Origin of the sequence: Mycolicibacterium hippocampi (assembly GCF_010723735.1) — a bacterium.
GTDB lineage: Bacteria > Actinomycetota > Actinomycetes > Mycobacteriales > Mycobacteriaceae > Mycobacterium > Mycobacterium hippocampi.
Window position 1 is genome coordinate 1,643,984 of the sequence record NZ_BLLB01000002.1, and the last position, 16,689, is coordinate 1,660,672.

At 67.3% G+C, this 16,689-nt stretch carries 12 protein-coding genes and 1 tRNA gene; 6 read left to right on the forward strand and 7 right to left on the reverse strand.

The window, feature by feature from the left end; translation table 11 throughout:
- The first annotated feature begins 134 nt into the window (after positions 1-134).
- Positions 135-217: transfer RNA gene (locus tag G6N53_RS09085), tRNA-Tyr, on the forward strand.
- Between the two features lie 73 nt (positions 218-290).
- Here G6N53_RS09085 and G6N53_RS09090 read toward each other — a convergent pair.
- From G6N53_RS09090 to G6N53_RS09105, 4 genes are all read right to left on the reverse strand, one after another.
- A complete protein-coding gene (locus G6N53_RS09090; protein ID WP_163888180.1) occupies positions 291-680 on the reverse strand; it encodes a hypothetical protein in 390 nt (129 codons plus the stop codon).
- Positions 681-747: 67 nt separating this feature from the next.
- The gene (locus G6N53_RS09095; RefSeq protein ID WP_163888181.1) at positions 748-909 is read right to left on the reverse strand and encodes a hypothetical protein; all 162 of its coding nucleotides are present in this window, start codon (positions 907-909) and stop codon (positions 748-750) included.
- Entirely contained in the window at positions 906-1,529 is a 624-nt protein-coding gene (locus G6N53_RS09100) for a DUF4352 domain-containing protein (protein ID WP_163888182.1), read from the reverse strand. The genes G6N53_RS09095 and G6N53_RS09100 overlap by 4 nt, the downstream gene beginning before the upstream one ends.
- A 336-nt stretch (positions 1,530-1,865) precedes the next feature.
- Entirely contained in the window at positions 1,866-2,636 is a 771-nt protein-coding gene (locus G6N53_RS09105) for a hypothetical protein (RefSeq protein WP_163888183.1), read from the reverse strand.
- Between the two features lie 174 nt (positions 2,637-2,810).
- Here G6N53_RS09105 and G6N53_RS09110 point away from each other — a divergent pair, with 174 nt between their 5' ends.
- The gene (locus G6N53_RS09110; RefSeq protein WP_163888184.1) at positions 2,811-3,233 is read left to right on the forward strand and encodes a nitroreductase family deazaflavin-dependent oxidoreductase; all 423 of its coding nucleotides are present in this window, start codon (positions 2,811-2,813) and stop codon (positions 3,231-3,233) included.
- On the opposite strand, the gene G6N53_RS09115 is transcribed toward G6N53_RS09110, so the two are convergent.
- On the reverse strand, positions 3,234-4,022 hold the full coding sequence (locus G6N53_RS09115; protein ID WP_163888185.1) for an acyl-CoA thioesterase: 789 nt from the start codon (positions 4,020-4,022) through the stop codon (positions 3,234-3,236).
- A gap of 105 nt (positions 4,023-4,127) precedes the next feature.
- Positions 4,128-5,780, reverse strand: a complete 1,653-nt coding sequence (locus G6N53_RS30735; RefSeq protein WP_163888186.1) for a glycine/sarcosine N-methyltransferase — start codon at positions 5,778-5,780, stop codon at positions 4,128-4,130.
- Between the two features lie 260 nt (positions 5,781-6,040).
- On the opposite strand from G6N53_RS30735, the gene G6N53_RS09125 reads away from it, so the two are divergent.
- The 3 genes from G6N53_RS09125 (at position 6,041) to G6N53_RS09135 (ending at position 9,007) form a co-directional block, all read left to right on the forward strand.
- Positions 6,041-6,733 (forward strand): haloacid dehalogenase type II, encoded by a 693-nt coding sequence (locus tag G6N53_RS09125; protein WP_163888187.1) that lies wholly within the window; start codon positions 6,041-6,043, stop codon positions 6,731-6,733.
- A complete protein-coding gene (locus G6N53_RS09130; RefSeq protein WP_163888188.1) occupies positions 6,730-7,893 on the forward strand; it encodes an FAD-binding domain in 1,164 nt (387 codons plus the stop codon). Before G6N53_RS09125 ends, G6N53_RS09130 begins: the two co-directional genes overlap by 4 nt.
- A gap of 412 nt (positions 7,894-8,305) precedes the next feature.
- Positions 8,306-9,007: a pyridoxamine 5'-phosphate oxidase family protein gene (locus tag G6N53_RS09135; protein WP_163888189.1), complete on the forward strand. Its 702-nt coding sequence runs from the start codon at positions 8,306-8,308 to the stop codon at positions 9,005-9,007.
- On the opposite strand, the gene G6N53_RS09140 is transcribed toward G6N53_RS09135, so the two are convergent.
- Entirely contained in the window at positions 8,970-11,849 is a 2,880-nt protein-coding gene (locus G6N53_RS09140; protein ID WP_237166465.1) for a cation-translocating P-type ATPase, read from the reverse strand. The two genes, G6N53_RS09135 and G6N53_RS09140, sit on opposite strands and share 38 nt — an antisense overlap.
- Positions 11,850-12,047: 198 nt before the next feature.
- Here G6N53_RS09140 and G6N53_RS09145 point away from each other — a divergent pair, with 198 nt between their 5' ends.
- Positions 12,048-16,667: a cation-translocating P-type ATPase gene (locus G6N53_RS09145; RefSeq protein ID WP_163888191.1), complete on the forward strand. Its 4,620-nt coding sequence runs from the start codon at positions 12,048-12,050 to the stop codon at positions 16,665-16,667.
- The last annotated feature ends 22 nt before the right edge of the window (positions 16,668-16,689 follow it).

Genomic DNA, 16,689 nt, shown 5'->3' on the forward strand with positions numbered 1-16,689 from the left:
GTGTGAGTGCTTGGTTCCATCTTGGCCGCTGCGCGGCGCAACGTGAACACCGGCCCCCACCCGCCGGTTTGTGCCCGGGGCCGGTGGTCGTTGTATCCTGCTGAACGCGCTTGGAGCGCACACGCAGCACCCCAGGCAGGTTGCCCGAGCGGCCAATGGGAGCGGACTGTAAATCCGTCGGCTTACGCCTACACAGGTTCGAATCCTGTACCTGCCACGCTGTTCAGGCCCCCTTTCGAGGGGGCCTGATTGCGTTCCGTGGACGCGAATTGTCACAACCCGCGCGGAACTCAGCGCGGAGACGGCCTCTCCTTGCCCAGCCACTTCCGGATCGTCATGCGGTCCAGGCCCAGACGGGTAGCGAGGCCATTCTCGCTCCAGCCGTCGGCCACTGCGACGATCACCGTGCCGCGTGCCTGGGCCGCCGCAAACGCCGCCCTGTCCCGAGTCTCCCGAATCTCTTCGGCGACGTCGTCGAGGGTCGCCGTCCGCGACTCCGGATCGGTCTTGAGGTAGCGCATCGCGGCGTTCACCGCGACGTTAACGCTGCCGGTGTCATCCCCGAAAGCCTTCGCGGCCACCCGCCTGACGAGGTCGAGTTGCTCCTGCTGGTCGTCGGAGATCTTCAGTGGGCTGCCGGTCGTGCCGACGATCTTGCCCTGCTTGCTGTTGGTAGCCACGAGGCCCTCCGTTGCTGTAGATAGGTCTACAGTAGAAACGACGACTGTAGAGCTGTCTACAACGGCGTCAGGTCTCCGGTCGCGGCCCGCCGGCTACTCGCGCGAAACTGGTGGCTGCACTGGCCAGCGCGTCCGACTGGGAGTGCGGCGCCATGGTGCCGCTGCACAGCCGGCGCGCCGCGGCGAGGAGCGCCAGCTCGCGGTCGATCTCGTCGGGCGTGCGGGTCACAGGTCCACTCGGACTCCGCCCGAGAATGCCGAATCGTGCAGGACCAGAGCGGCTGGGGAAGCTCCTGGGGGAACGTCGAACGGCAACAGCACATTGATGGCGAACCCAGGCCCGAGGTCGAGCACCATCGAGTCTGTGTTTATGCGGATGGCCGCCATGTTATCCGCGGCATACTCCCGGCCATTGGCGTCGAGGAGCTGCTGATTGCCGACGAAGAACGACTGCGGCTCGTTGCCGACATTCGTCACCGTCACGTCAGCGACCACCCACGTACCCCGCGCCGGCGGGAGCCCCATGCGGCCGCTGGTGCTAACGTTGTTCACCCGGAACTCGAACTTACCGTCGCGCACGTTCTGGCCGATGCCGCCGGAAGCCTCCAGCGATGACCCGCCGGATTCGTCCATGTTCGATGCGACGGCGCCCATGAAGGCGACGCACCCCCCGAATCCGAGGATCAGTACCGCGCCGACGCTGAGCAGCACCCACAGCCCAGTGCGACTCTTGCGTTGTGGCGGCTGCCCCGGCGCCGGTGGAGCGTATTGGCCGGTCCAGTCGTTGCCGTCGAAATACCGCTGCTGCCCGCTGCCCGCCGGGTCCGGATACCACCCCGGCGCGCTCACAGAATCCTCCCCATGCACGGATGATAGCGAGCACCTCAAACTTGTCACGCGGTTGTCACCACTCGCGCGGATCATGTCGGTTCGGTGTGGAACACCACGTAGTACTTCGCCCAGCTCAGCGGGATTCTGCGGTCAGGGTTGGTCGCCGCGGAGCACTATTTCTCGGACCTGTAAATCCGTCGGCTTACGCCTACACAGGTTCGAATCCTGTACCTGCCACGCTGTTCAGGCCCCCTTTCGAGGGGGCCTGATTGCGTTCGGCTGGACGCGATCAGGCGGCGGGGCATTCACCGCCGCGCCGCGGGTGAGCCCGAACGGGCTCGGGGCCGTACGAACTCACTCGGCAGGAGCGGGTATCGCTGACAGTGGTTGACCTTGCTCAGCGGCCCACACCATGTCGATGCAGAATTTCTCGCCGATCGGAAGTTCCTTCGGCGTCGAGACGTGCTGCCAGAATGCGTTCTCGCTGAGCAGGCCGAGGGTCCCAACCCTGACCTCTTTCTCAACTCCTGGAACCCGCACGACGACCGAGCCGTCCGCTACGTCCATCTCGAATCGGTACGTGCCGTTCAGTGCCAGGGGCGGGTTGAACGTACCTTTGGCCACGTTCGTAGGTGTGTCGCTGTCCCGATGCCGGGTCAACCCCCAGCTGACGGGGGAGACCGTGAGCTGCACCAGGTTTCGGCTCAGGCTGTCATCTGCTGCGATCCCCATGACCAGGGTCTCGTGCCCTCCGTTCCTGACCTTCGTCCAGCGTCCCTCTGCGCCGACGCGACGAACGGTGCCTCGAAGGGTCTGCACTGCGTAGACGTTGGTGTCGTCGGACGAAACGAAGTGGCCATCGCGGATGAACGCGCCTGTCGCCACCGGAAGCGCGGGGCTGCCGGGTTCGCCTGCGCGCATTTCCCATCTGTCAGCGAGACCGCCTGCGGTGTCGGGTCGTTCAAAATCATCGACGAACGATGCACCCGGCTCCAGTGGAGGGGGCGGGGGAGCGACGGGCGGCGGCGGCGTGTAACGAGATTCGTACGGCGGCGGTTCATGAGCACAACCACTGACCGCCGTGAACAGCAATGCAGCAGCAAACAGCCGCTTCGACCCCACCATGCAGGAAGTCTAGTCGGAGTTATCCCTGGACCACTGGAAAATGGCGGTGTGGGCGCACCCAGCCGGTGTTCTGCTCGACACTGACGATCCCGTGTTACGCAGTAATGGATCAACAAAGGAGGGCACCGCCGCGCCCGGGAATACTCGCTGCCGTTTCCGCGGTAGATAACCCACATGGACAAAGCAGCTATCGAGGAGATGAACCGCACGGTGATCGCGGAGTTCCGCGCCACCGGCGGTAAGGCCGGTGGGGTGTTCGAGGGCAAGCCGCTGGTGCTCGTGCACCACGTCGGCGCCAAGTCGGGTACTGAGCGCATCGCACCTCTGGTGCCGTTGTTGGACGACGGCCGAATCTTCGTCTTCGCCAGCAAGGGCGGCGCCGACAACCACCCGGACTGGTACCACAACCTGATGGCCCGCCCGGAGGTCACCGTCGAGCAGGGCACCGAGACGTTCCGCGTCACCGCGCGGGCGCTCGAGGGGGACGAGCGTGATGAGGTCTACGCCAAGCAGGTCGCCGTGGAACCGCAGTTCGGTGAGTATCAGAGCAATACGACGCGGGTCATCCCGGTCATCGAGTTGGTGCGCGCCGGCTGATCACAGCCGCCACAGCGATTCCTGCGCCACGCTGGCCACCAGGGTTCCGTCCTCGTCGACGATCGACCCCCGCGCCAGGCCGCGAGCATCGCTGTGGCTGACGGCCTGGGCATCGTAGAGATGCCACCGCTGCGGGTCGAAGGGGCGGTGCAGCCACAGCGCGTGGTCGAGGCTGGCCGCCCCGCCGCGGGGCACCTGCTCGCCGGGCGGCCGGGCGATCGCCACCAGACCCACATCGGAGATGAAGGTCAGCGCACACGCCCGCAGCAGCGGGTCGTCCTCGATGGCGTGCCGGCTGCGGAACCACATCGGCTGGATCGGCCAGTCGTCCATGCCTGCGCCGGCGGTGCGGATCTCGAAGTGATCGGCCCACTGCTCGGGTAGTGGGTTCGCCAGCGTGGTGTCCGGCAGCGCGACGCTCGGCGCTTCGGGGCGCTGCCAGTCGGTGGTCGTTTCGGCTCGGTGAAACGAGGCCAGCATCTCGAAGATCGGAACCCCGTCCTGGCTGGCGGTGACCCGGCGGGTGTTGAACGACTTGCCGTCGCGGGTGAGCTCGACGACGTACTCCACGTCGACGCCGACCCGGCCGCCCTTGATGAAGTACGCGTGCAGCGACTGCGGCAACCGTCCGGGCTCCAGCGTCGCGCCGGCCGCGGCCAGTGCCTGGGCGGCGATCAGCCCGCCGAAGAGCCGGCCGCCGGCACCGAACGTCGCTGTGCTGCGGAAACCCTCGCCACTGCCGTCGAGCTGTACCAGTTCGGCGATCCAGCTCGGCGTCCAGCTCGGCATGGTCCTCCATCGATGATCGGCGCGGTTGACACATGTTAAGTGGCCGACCCCGCGGTCGCCGAACCGGCCACCGCGACAGCGCGGCGGCCGACTCGACGGGCCGGTTCAGGCCGGCTTACGGAACCGCTGGATCCCCCACGCGAGATATCCGTGGTCGGCGGCATCCACCCAATTGCGGAGCCCGACAACCATTTTGTCGAGGTAGGCCGCCGACGACCGCTGCTGCAGCTCGGCGCGCCGGGACTCCAGTTCTTCGCGGACCCGGTCGTAGTGGGTGCGCAGGTTGTCGACCAGGTCGACCTGGTCGAGCACTTCGAAGCCGACGTCCTGGGCGGCCTCGCGGTAGAACCGCATGGACCCCAGGTCACGCAGGTTGAGCCGGTCGTAGACCGGTTGCAGCACCCCGTCGGGCACGTCGTCGGCCTGCATCGGATCGGTGAAGACCAGTTCGCCGCCCGGCTTGAGCAGCCGGAACGCCTCGTCGATCACCTTGCGCCGGTCGGGCGCGTGCAGGAAGGCGTCCTGGGACCAGACGACGTCGACGCTCCCGCTCGGCATCGGAACGTCGTCGAAGCTGCCGTGGATGACGCTGACCTGGCGATCCAGTCCGGCCTTGCGGTTCTTGGCCCGGTTGGCGTCGTTCTGCGTCTCGGAGATGTTGACGCAGGTCACGGTGCAGCCGTGCGCGGTGGCCAGCCGGCGGGCCGAGCCGCCGTACCCGGCGCCCAGGTCGACGACCGCGCTGGAGGCGTCGAGCCCGGACAGCGTGCCCGCCATCCGGTCGACGGTCGCGACCCCGGCCGCACCGATGTCGTGGGTGTCCTCGTAGCACCCGACGTGGATGTCCTCGCCGCCCCAGATCAGCGAGTAGAAATTGTCCGCGTCGTCGCTGTCGTAGTAGGCCTCGGCCTCATCGGTGGCCGTGGGTCCGGTCTCCACCGACTTCTCCGCCACATGGACGAAGAAGTCGGGTTCGTTCTCCTGGTAGGTCTCCTGGAAGTCGCCGTAGGTGCGGACCCGTTCGAAGCCGGCCTCCCGGATCAGGCGCCGCACGTAGTTCTTCCGCAGCGGGAACATGTTCAGCGTGTACTCGGCGCCGTCGGGGAACGTGTACTTGAACCGCGCCAGTCCCTCGTCGACGTGTTCTGGTTCGGCGGAGACCTGGTCCCCGCAGTAGTAGTACTTGTGTTTCGACGTGAAGCCGTGGTCGAGCATCTCGTCGTAGTTGCGCTGGTCCAGGATCAGGATGCCGTCGTGGCGCAGCGCAGCGTAGAACTCGGCGAGTGCGCGGCGGCGGTCCTGCTCCTCGTGAAGATGGGTGAAGGAGTTGCCCAGGCAGATGATGGCGTCGTACTTGCCCTGGATGCTCTTGTTGAGCTCGCGCCAGTCGGCCTGGACGCTCTTGAGGATCAGCCCGCGCTTCTTGCCGTTCTCGAAGGCTTTGGCCAGCATCGCGGCCGAGCCGTCGGCACTGGTCACGTTGAATCCGGCGCCGGTGAGCCGGACCGAATGGAATCCCGTTCCGGTGGCGACGTCCAGCACGCTGTTCTTGTCGCGGGCGCGCAGCACGTCGATGAAGAACCGGCCCTCGGACTGAGCCCTGGCGTCCCAGTCGATCAGCTCGTCCCATTTCTCGACGAAGCTCATCACGTATTCGCCGCGGTAGAGATCGGTGTTGCGGTCGGCCAGCGGATCCTGACCGTAGTCCTGCTCGTGCATCCGTAGTTCGGCATTGTCTCGGGTGCTCGTGGAAGTCATGCGACCTTTCTTTGACGTTGGCTTCCGCACGCATCCGAAGACGCCGATGCGTGCGCTGTTCCGTCGTTCTGAGGACTGCGCACGCCGGGCGAAGGCGTTGCCGCGCCGTTCCCCGCAGAGCGGGGGACAGGCAACCGCCGCACCCACACCGCGGTTCCACCCTATTTTCATGGCATCGTTCCCGCGACCGCTGGGGTCGGTTCGGCCGCCGGTCGTACGGTGAGGTGGCGTCGTCACGGAGTTGTCACGGAAGGGAGAACATGTCCGAGCCAGAGCCGGCCGTGCTGGTCTTCGACGTCAACGAAACCCTCATCGACATCGAGTCGCTGCAACCGCACTTCGAGCGCATCTTCGGGGATGCCCGGGTGCTGCGGGAGTGGTTCGGACAGCTGGTGATGTATTCGATGGCGCTCACGCTGTCGGGTCGCTACACCGATTTCGCCACCCTGGGCCGTGCGGTGCTGCAGATGACAGCCGAGGTGCACCGCGTCGACGTCGGTGACGACGACCTGCGCGATTTCGCCGCCGGGATGCAGACCATGCCGGCACATCCGGACGTCGCCGACGGGCTGACCGCGTTACGTGACCACGGCTACCGGCTGGTCACGCTGACCAACTCACCCGCGCCCCCGGACGGGCGCACCCCGCTGCACACCGCGGGTCTCGGCGACTTCTTCGAACACCAGTTCAGCGTCGACCCGCAGCGGATGTACAAACCGTCGCCGCAGCTCTACACCGCCGTCGCCGAGGACGTGGGGGTGCCGGCCTCGGCCTGCATGATGGTGGCCGCGCACCCGTGGGATCTGATCGGCGCGCAGGCGGCCGGGATGAGCGCGGCGCTGCTCACCCGCCCGGGCAACGCCGCGCTGCCGCTGCCCGGCGTCCCCGCGCCGACGGTCGTCGCCGATGACGTCGCCGACCTCGCCCGCCGACTGAGCGGAGCCGGCGCATGAAGATCGCGATCAGCGGCGCCGGGGTCGCGGGCGCGGCGCTCGCCCACTGGCTGCACCGCACCGGCCACACCCCGACGCTGATCGAGCAGGCGCCGCAATTCCGCACCGGCGGCTACATGATCGACTTCTGGGGTGTCGGCTACCGGGTGGCCCGGCTGATGGGTCTCGAGGACCAGATCGTGGCCGCCGGGTACGACATCAAGTCGATCCGCTCCGTGGGGGCAAACGGAAACACCAAGGCCGACGTGGATGCCGAGGTCTTCCGCAACATCAGCGGTGCCGATTTCACCAGCCTGCCCCGCGGCGACCTGGCCGGCGCGATCTACGACACCATCGAGGGCAAGATCGACACCCGCTTCGGTGACAGCATCACCTCACTCGTCGACCGACCCGGCGCTGTCGGGGTCACGTTCGAGCACGCGCCACCTGATGAGTTCGACCTCGTCATCGGTGCCGACGGGCTGCACTCCAACGTCCGCCGGTTGGTGTTCGGTCCCGACGAGGCGTTCGAGCACTACCTGGGCTGCAAGGTGGCGGCCTGTGTGGTGGACGGATACCGGCCGCGCGACGAGCTGGTCTACGTCACCTACAACACCCCGGGCCGTCAGGTCGCGCGGTTCGCGCTGCGCGGTGACCGCACGATGTTCCTGTTCGTGTGGCGCGCCGGCCACGACGACCGACGGCCCCCGAAAGATCAGCTGCGCAACACTTTCGGCGACGCCGGATGGGAGTGCGAGCAGATCCTGGCCGCCGTCGACACCGTCGACGAGCTGTACTTCGACGTGGTCAGCCAGATCAAGATGGATCGCTGGTCGCAGGGACGGGTGCTGGTGATCGGTGACGCGGCCGGGTGCATCTCACTGCTCGGCGGTGAAGGCACCGGGTTGGCGATGACCGAGGCCTACGTGCTGGCCGGCGAGCTGCAGCGGGCTGAAGGCGATCACCGGCTCGCCTTCGGCCGCTACGAAGACCGGCTGCGCCCCTTCATCGCCGGCAAGCAGGCCGGGGCCGAACGGATGCTGGGGTTCTTCGCCACCAGGACCCGGTTCGGCCTGTGGTTCCGCAACTTCGCGATGAACATGATGGACGTCGGGCCGCTGGCCAAGCTGTTCGCGGGCAGCGTCCGCGACAACATCGACCTGCCGGACTACCGGCTCTGAGACCTCAGACCAATTCGCCCGGCGACAGCGCGGTGCCTGCGGGTGAGGCATCGCAAAGACCCACCGTCGGCGGCCGGACTCGGCCCCGCATCATTGGGACCAATGGCCATTGCGGGCCCGGACCTGCGAGCGCATCCTCGTCAGGTGGGCAGTGCGGTGCCGGGCGAGAACGACGTCGACGAACGCGGTCTGCGGGGCTTCGGTACCTCGGTGTCAGATATCCAGCCGGCGACCGGCTACGGCCGGGCGCGGCCCCGTGATCACTCGAGAGGTCGAGGCGTCCGCAGTAGCCGACTTGGCCTTTGCGCCGCCGCGGGCCGCATTGGCCGCCGTTTTGGGTGACGAAATCCACTTGCTGCCAATTCGTTTGACGGTGGGCGAACCTGGGGATCCGGCATCGTCGCCTCGCCTGGTGCAGGTGCCGGACGACACACCGGATCTGGATGGTCACGATGTCGTGACGGTTGCCGACGACGGTCCCCAATGGTTCAGGTTGCGATCGCTGACGGTCCGCGGGACGGCAACGGCTGTCGGTGACCAGTCCTACCGTGTCACAGCGCGGCGCGTGGTCGGCTGGGACTACGGCGCCCTTCGACGCACACCCGCACCCTCACCGAACCCGAACCCACGACCGACTTCGCTGACCGCGGTCGACCATCAGGACGTGAACCCCTGCAGCTCGCCTCATCTGGATGCCGAGCTCTCCACAGCTCGGGTCATGATCCTGGCCACCCGATCACCGAGCGGGATGCCGTTCGCGGTACCACTGTGGTGCGTCCCGCATGAAGGCCGGATCTACGCGACCACGGCGGCGTCCTCGTGGACGATACGCAATGTGTCCGCTTGCCCTCAGGTGGCCGTGTTGCTGGGCGGCGACGATGCACCCGACCCTGGCCGACTACTGGTTCGCGGACACGCCCGTGCGCACCAAGGCTTTCCACCGCTGCCCGTGCTCGCGCGCATAGCCTGGCGTTACTATCTGCAACCGCAGTTCGCTGTCGTCGAGCTGAGCCACCTGGCGCTGTGGCCGCGACGCATGAAGTACTACGCCCAGTCCAAGCCGGCGCATCTTGTGATCACTCCGCAATCAGCGACCGAATGTCGGGTCCCCTAAGGGATTTTCGGCATTGGTCAGCTGGGCAGTTGCTCATCGGACGTCGGGCCTTCCTGGTGTCGAGAGAGCGCAGGATCAGTTTGCGGATCTCGCTGGCCCACAGCACGGTGCTGGCCATCACCAGACAGACCAACCATTGGATAGGGGACAGTGCCTCGGTGGAAAAGGCGCGTTGCAGAAAGGGCAGGTGCACGACGGCCAACTGCAGGAGCGCCGAGACACCGATCGCGACCCACAGCCACCGATTACCCAAGAAGCGGTGGAAAGCCGTGCCGGTCTCGGAACGAGCGCACAGCGCGTTGAACAGCTGAGCGAGCACCAGCACGGTAAAGCCGGCTGTGCGGGCATTGTCCAGCGACTCCTCGCCGGCGATCAGACCGCCAGGCAGGTAGAGGTCGAGGGTGAGCAGCGTGGCGACCGCCATCACCACGCCGGTCAGCACGAAGCCACCCCACATCCGGCCGTCGATAATGCGCTCCGACGTCGATCGTGGGGGCCGGCTCATGATGTCGTCAGCCTCGGGGTCGACGCCCATCGCCAGCGCCGGGCCGCTATCGGTGAGCAGATTGATCCACAGGATCTGAGTGGCGAGTAGCGGCAGCGCGATCGTGCCGTCGACGTCAGTGAGGCCGATCACGCCAGCCAGCACGACGCCGAAAAAGACGGTCAGCACTTCGCCGATGTTGGAGGAAAGGAGGTAGCGCAAGAACTTCCTGATGTTGGCGAAGATCCCGCGGCCTTCCCGAATGGCTTTGACGATGGTGGCGAAGTTGTCGTCGGCAAGGATCATCGTCGAGGCTTCCTTGGCGACCTCCGTCCCGCTGCGTCCCATCGCGATGCCGATGTCGGCGGATTTCAGGGCTGGGGCGTCGTTGACGCCGTCTCCCGTCATGGCGACGATCTGGTGGTCGGCATGCAGCGCGTGGACGATGCGTTGCTTGTCCGCCGGAGTGACTCTGGCGTACACCGAGCGGTGGCGCACCGTCTCGCGAAACTGCTCCTCGTCGAGCGACGCAAGCTCGAGCCCGGACACCGCGGAGACTTCCTCGGTCATACCGAGATCGCGGGCGATCCGTGCTGCAGTACGGGGATGATCCCCGGTGATCATCATGACCCGGATCCCCGCGCGTCGGGCCCGGGCGATGGCGTCCGCCGCCTCCGGGCGGGGAGGGTCGATGATTCCGACCATGCCGCAGTAGACCATCTCCCGCTCGAGGGATTCGTTGATCTCGGGGAGAGTGGAAGTCTCCAGTAGCCGATATGCGACCGCCAGGGTGCGGAAGGCATCGCCGGACAGGCGTTCCACGTCGGCGATGATCTGCGTCCTCTGGACCGCATCGAGCGGTTCGATTCGATGGCTGACGTGGACGTGCGTGCAGCGGCTGAGCACGACTTCCGCAGCGCCCTTGGTCACGACGGTGACCCTGCCGTCGCGGTGGGCGTCCGACTCGAGACTCGACATCAGCTTGCGTTCGGAAGTGAAAGGGATTTCACCCATTCGGCGAAACCGCTCGGTCCGGCGGTGCCCGGTGCCGATTTTCATTTCGGCGACCAGGAAGGCGGCGTCGGTCGGATCGCCCTGTACCGCCCACTCACCGTCCTGCTCCTGCAGCGCGGCGTCGTTGGCGAGACAGCCCCCGCCGAGCACCAGCGCGCTTTGGCGCCACAGATCGCTGCCCTCCGGGAGTGCGACACCGTCACGCTCGATCCGCCCAGCGGGATGGTATCCGGCACCGGTGACCGTCACCTCACCCACCGGTGTGGCGATCCTTCCGATTGTCATTTCCCCGGTGGTGAGGGTTCCGGTCTTGTCGGAGCAGACCACCGTCGCCGACCCCAGCGTCTCCACCGACGAGAGCTTCTTGACGATCGCATTCTGGGTGGACATCCGCCGAACCCCGAGCGCCAGCACCACCGACATGATGGCGGGCAGTCCCTCCGGCACAGCAGCGACCGCCAGCGAAACGCCCAACAGCAGGGCGGTGACCACATTGTTGATGGTGTGGACGCCGGACATGAGCAAGATGGTGGCGATCACCACTACGGCGATCGAGAGCACCGCGATTCCCAGCATCCTTCCCAGCCTGGCGATTTCGCGCTGCAATGGCGTGCGTTCCTCATGCACAGACCGCAGCAGGACGACGATCTGACCCATCTGGGTCGCCATCGCGGTGGCGGTCACCACCGCCCGCCCGGCGCCCTGATTCACCGCAGAGCCGTTGAACACCATGTCGAGCCGATCCCCGAGCGCGGCCGGCGCGGCCAGTGTCCGGGCATCCTTCATGACGGGCTCGCTCTCGCCGGTGAGACGCGCCTCCGACACCTGCAGCGTGGCAGCCGACAGCAGTCGGGCATCGGCCGCCACGGTGTCACCCTCCACCAGCACCAGCAGATCGCCGGGCACCAATTCGCGGGTGGGGACCCGCTGCTGCACGCCGTCCCGAACCACCGTCGCCGTCGCTGCACTCATCCGGGCGAGCGCCTCGACCGCATGCTCGGCATGCGCCTGTTGCACGTACCCCAAGCCGGCGTTGACAACGATGATGGCGGCAATCACCGAGGCATCCATCGGCCAGCCCGGCGCTCCGTCAACCGCCCACACGATCAGGGAGATCCCGATCGCGGCGAAGAGCAGGTAGACCAGCGGGTCGCGAAACTGCTCGACGAACTTGCGCCACCGAGGAACAGGCGGCACGGTCGCGATCTCGTTCGGGCCCACCTCGCGGAGTCGTCGCGCGGCCTCCTGCACGCTCAGCCCGCGGTCGGGGTCGCTGCCGAGTTGTTCAACGACGGTGTCCCAGTCCAGCAGCGAAGGATCGGCATCGGCCACGGCACTGACCACGCAAGAGATCCTCTCCGATGGTTCGGTCATCGAATCCGTAATCTGTAGCACGAGTGCCCAGGATCGGCGCCTCGCGAGGGCCACAGCTGCTGTGTGTGGCGGCGTCGTAGCGCCGACGCGTCTGATGTTCACCTGCAATCAATCTCACCTCTGCCTGGCGGCAGGGCGTCCCCTGCCGCGCTGGGTAGGGTCGACAGGATGATCGGTCCAGCTCTTCATGGGTTTCGCGTACTGGGCGCGCCGCTGCGCGCAGCCGTGGCGGGCACGCGGATGGCTGCGACCGCGACTGTCGCGATGGCCGCAGGCGGCACGGCCCTGTTGGGCGGTAGTGCGGTAGCCAGCGCGAGCAGGTCACTGGCCGGCGCCGCTCCTGATGTGGAGGCGTTGGCCCGCGCCGCGGTCGGCATGGCCATCGAATCGATCGGTGGGCCTCCCGTGAGGCGTAGCAGCGCCAACGGCGACCGGCACTGGGTGGAGGTGCGCGGCTTGACGGGGCGCAACGCCGCGGCCACACAGGCAGATGTGCTCGCATCGGTGCGCTCGACTTCCGGCGTCCGGACGGCTTTCCTGAACCGATCCGTCGGCCGCATTGTGGTGACGGTGGACCCGGGGGGCCCCTCGACGGCTGGGCTCTGCCGGATCGTCGCCGACGCCGAGCGCCGCACCGTGGAGCCAGGCGCACGATCGGTGCCGGCGAGCCTGCCGGGGGATGATGCCGTTCTGGTGGCCCGTGCCGCGGCGGCGGTGAGCGCCGCGGCTGGGCTGGGGCTGTCACTGACAGGAACAGTGCTGCGGCTGCCGGGACTGCCGGATGCGGTCGCGGTGGCGCCCACATTGGTGGACTACACGCCAGTACTTCGCCGTCATGTCGAGCGACGTATCGGACCCGAAGGCACAGATTTGCTATTCGGCGTGGTGTCAGCGTCAACGGCGGCGCTGACGGTGTCCCCGACGACTGCGGCCGCCGAGGCTGCGACGCGGGCGATGCTTGCCGTCGAGGCGTGGAACGGGCGGCTGGCTTGGCGCCGACACGAACCCGAACTGGCCGCTGATGTAATGGCCGACGACGCGGTCGTGGCACCGGCATCCGCGACAGTGGCCGACGGGCCTGCGGAACGCTATGCCGATCGAGCGGGACTGGCCGGCCTTGGAGCCGCCGCTCTGCTGGGCGGGTGGTCTCGGAACCTCAACACCGCAGGCGCTGCCGCTCTGGTGGCTGTTCCGAAACCCTTGCGGGCTAGTCGGGAGGCCTTCGGCTGCGCGATGAGTCGCGGTCTTTCCGCTCGGCATGACGCCCTGGTTCTGCGTCCGCGCGCGCTGCGGGCGCTCGACCGGATCGACGCGATCGTCATCGACCCGCGTTCGCTCTACACCGACGAGCTGATGGTGAGTCGCATCCGGGGGGTTACGAACTCCCACCGCGAGCAGGCATGGAACGCTGCCCGCGCTGTACTTGACGGGGGCGCCGCTCCTGGCTGGCACAAGCTGTCGACCACGCCCGAGGGTGGGCCTGGCCAGGCCTTGATCAGTCCGATCCGCGATCCGTATGCGCTGGCGCTGGTCACCGAGGCCCGCCGGACGCGGCCGCGGGTGGTCTCCATCGATGACGACGGATTACGTTCTCTGGCACAGGCGTTCGACGTTCTGCACCCTGTCTCCGGTTCGACCGATGCCGCGTTGGCCGCGGTGGTGGCCGACCTGAAGGCCGACGGTGCGACGGTTGCACTGCTCACCACGCCGGAGATGTCGGCTTCGCACGAGGCCGACATCACCATCGGGGTGCTGCGCGATCACCAGCCGGCCCCCTGGGGTGCCGACGTGTTCGTTCCCGATCTCGTTGCGGCCTGGCGCCTGCTGCATGCGCTGCCGGCCGCGCGATCCGCCGCGAGCCGCGGCGTCAGGTTGTCGGCGCAGAGCACGGCGCTCGGTGCGCTGATGTTGATCCCCGGTGTGATCGGACACGGACCGGCGTCGATAAATGCCGGGGTCGCCGCGGGGCTCTGGGCGGGCTTCAGCTCCGGGGGAGGAGTCTTTCGCGCCGCGGTGCCCTCCCCGGAACCGGGTCACGACTGGCATGCGCTGCCGCCGTCTGAGGTCCAGCGGTTGCTGCCCCGACCGCCCGAGCAAGTCGCGGGCGATCCGGGTCTCGGCCGCATCGCGTCGGCGGCACCGGTTCGCACGTTGCGCGACGCTACGACCGGATCATGGCGACTGGCCCGGGATTTCCTGTCGGAGCTGCGTGCCGACCTGTCCGATCCGATCACACCGATCTTGGTGACGGGCGCAGTGGCGAGCGCACTGCTCGGCTCGCCCCTGGATGCGGTGCTGGTAGGTGGCGTGTTGTTGGGGAACGCTGCCTTGTCGGCCGAGCAACAGCTGCACGCGGAACGTGTCCTTCGTCGTCTTCTGGCAGTGCAGGACCCATTGGCGCGTCGGCGCGTCGGACCGCTGAACAGCCGGCGCCACGAAAAGGTCGCCGCAGAGCGTCTGCGTCCCGGCGACATCATCGAGGTCCAGCCCGGTGAAGTGATCCCAGCCGATGCGCGGCTTATCGAAGCGTCCAACGTCGAAGTCGACGAGTCGTCACTGACTGGTGAATCACTACCGGTGCCGAAGCAGACGGAACCGACACCGGGTGCGCCGCTGGCGGAACGCAGCTGCATGCTTTTTGCCGGCAGCACGGTTGTTGCGGGATCAGCGCTTGGCGTCGTCACGGCGGTCGGTTCGCATTCGGAGATGCGCCGGGCGTTGGCGATGGCGCCGACGAAGTCGCGCGAGATCGGCCTTCAACACCAATTGAGTCGGATCACCGGGCGGGCGTTGCCGTGGAGTATGGCGGGCGGCGGCCTCGTCGGGCTGCTCAGTGTGCTGCGGGGTACCCCGCTACGCGAGGCCGTGGAAAGCGCCGTGGCTCTGACCGTGGCCGCTGTTCCCGAAGGCCTTCCATTGGTGGCCACCCTGGCTCAGCTGGCCGCCGCCCGCAAGCTCTCGGGTGAGTCGGTGCTGATCCGCAACCCGCACTCGATCGAGGCGCTGGCCCGTGTCCGTGTGGTGTGTTTCGACAAGACCGGCACTCTCAGCGAAAACCGGCTGCAGGTGAAATCGGTACGTTCGGCGCCCGGCTATACGGCCGGGCAGGTGCTGGACGCGGCGGCAGGCACTGTCTTCGCCAGGGACGGACACCGTCCTGACCACGCCACCGACGCGGCGATCCTCACCGCGAGAGACGATGGCGCGTGGCGGCAAGCCGGCGACGAACCAGTGCCGGAAATCGCGCGCGAGGCGTTTCTGCCCTTCCAGTCGGGGCGCCCGTTCGCCGCAGCTCTCGTCGGCAACCGACTGATCATCAAAGGTGCCCCGGAGGTTCTGGGCTCGGCGGGGGCCGCTGGTAGCGATCCGCTGGTGCGCACGAGCGGTGAGATGGCCGCCGCCGGCCTGCGCGTTCTGGCGGTGGCCGAACGTGAACTCGACGCCGACCAGATCGCTGCTGCCGCAGCCGATTCGAGCGTCATGGAGGAGTTCTGTCGCGCTGAACTCTCCCCCGTCGGGCTGATCGGATTGGCCGACACTCCACGTGCCAGCGCCCGCGACCTGTTGAAGCAGCTGGACGATCGCGGCATCGGGGTCCGGCTGATCACCGGGGATCACCCGGTCACCGCAACCGCCGTCGCCAACGAACTCGGTCTCGACGTCACCGAGGAGCAGGTGCTCACCGGCAGCGAATGGGAGGCGTTGTCGGCCGACGGGCAGGCCGACGCGGTCATGTCCCGGTATGTGTTCGCCCGGATGTCGCCCCAACACAAGATCGACGTGGTACAGACCCTCGAGCGGATCGGGATCGTCACCGCAATGGTCGGCGACGGCGCCAACGATGCCGCAGCGATCCGGGCGGCCAGCGTCGGCATCGGGGTGGCGGCACGCGGTAGTGATCCCGCCCGGAGTGCCGCAGACGTGATCCTGCTCGACGGACGCATCGAGGCACTACTCGACGCCCTCGACGAAAGTGAGCAGCTGTGGCGCCGGGTCCAGTCCGCCGTCTCGGTGCTTCTCGGTGGCAATGCCGGCGAAATGCTCTTCGCGCTGATCACCAGCTTGCTGACGGGACGTTCGGTACTGAACGCCCGGCAGATGTTGCTGGTCAACATGCTGACCGACGCACTGCCCGCCGCGGCGCTGGCGGTGAGCTCGCAGGCAGGCACAGCGCAGGTCGAGCGTGACGAGGCCGCGCTGTGGCGCGCAATCGGGATTCGCGGCACCGCCACCACCATCTCGGCCACGCTTGCGTGGTTGATGGCCGGCGCCACCATCGCGCCTCGCCGAGCTGCGACCGTAGCGTTGATCGGTTTGGTGTCCGCCCAGCTGGCGCAGACCCTGGCCGACTCCCAAGACCACCTGGTTGTGTTGACGTCGGTCGGGTCATTCGCGGTGCTGGCAGCGGTGATCAGCACGCCTGGACTCAGCCAGCTGTTCGGGTGTACGCCTGTTGACCCGCTGGGCTGGGGTCAGGCTCTGCTGGCCACCGCTGTGGCCGCAGCGATGTCGGCGCTCGCCCCTGAATTGCTGGCGCGCGCATCGGAGATGGCCCGCACCGTCGTCGGTGCGCATGTCGACGACGACGATCCCTTCGGCGACGAGGTGGGTTCAGTCGTCGACGACGACAACGCCGACGTTCACGAGGACAGCGTAGATCTCGCGAAGCGGCGGCGTCAGCAGGCGAACACCGACCATGATGAGGGCATCAGGGCCGGTGCCGCGCAGATAGTCACCCATACAGCCAGGCAAACCCATGAGCATGACGAATCAGCGTCGCGCGACTGAACAGGACACGAACATGTCGACA

Coding starts and splice junctions, on each gene's coding strand:
- G6N53_RS09105 (WP_163888183.1), bottom strand. CDS start 2,636: ATGGTGGGGTCGAAGCGGCTGTTTGCTGCTGCATTGCTGTTCACGGCG.
- G6N53_RS09110 (WP_163888184.1), top strand. CDS start 2,811: ATGGACAAAGCAGCTATCGAGGAGATGAACCGCACGGTGATCGCGGAG.
- G6N53_RS09115 (WP_163888185.1), bottom strand. CDS start 4,022: ATGCCGAGCTGGACGCCGAGCTGGATCGCCGAACTGGTACAGCTCGAC.
- G6N53_RS30735 (WP_163888186.1), bottom strand. CDS start 5,780: ATGACTTCCACGAGCACCCGAGACAATGCCGAACTACGGATGCACGAG.
- G6N53_RS09125 (WP_163888187.1), top strand. CDS start 6,041: ATGTCCGAGCCAGAGCCGGCCGTGCTGGTCTTCGACGTCAACGAAACC.
- G6N53_RS09130 (WP_163888188.1), top strand. CDS start 6,730: ATGAAGATCGCGATCAGCGGCGCCGGGGTCGCGGGCGCGGCGCTCGCC.
- G6N53_RS09145 (WP_163888191.1), top strand. CDS start 12,048: ATGATCGGTCCAGCTCTTCATGGGTTTCGCGTACTGGGCGCGCCGCTG.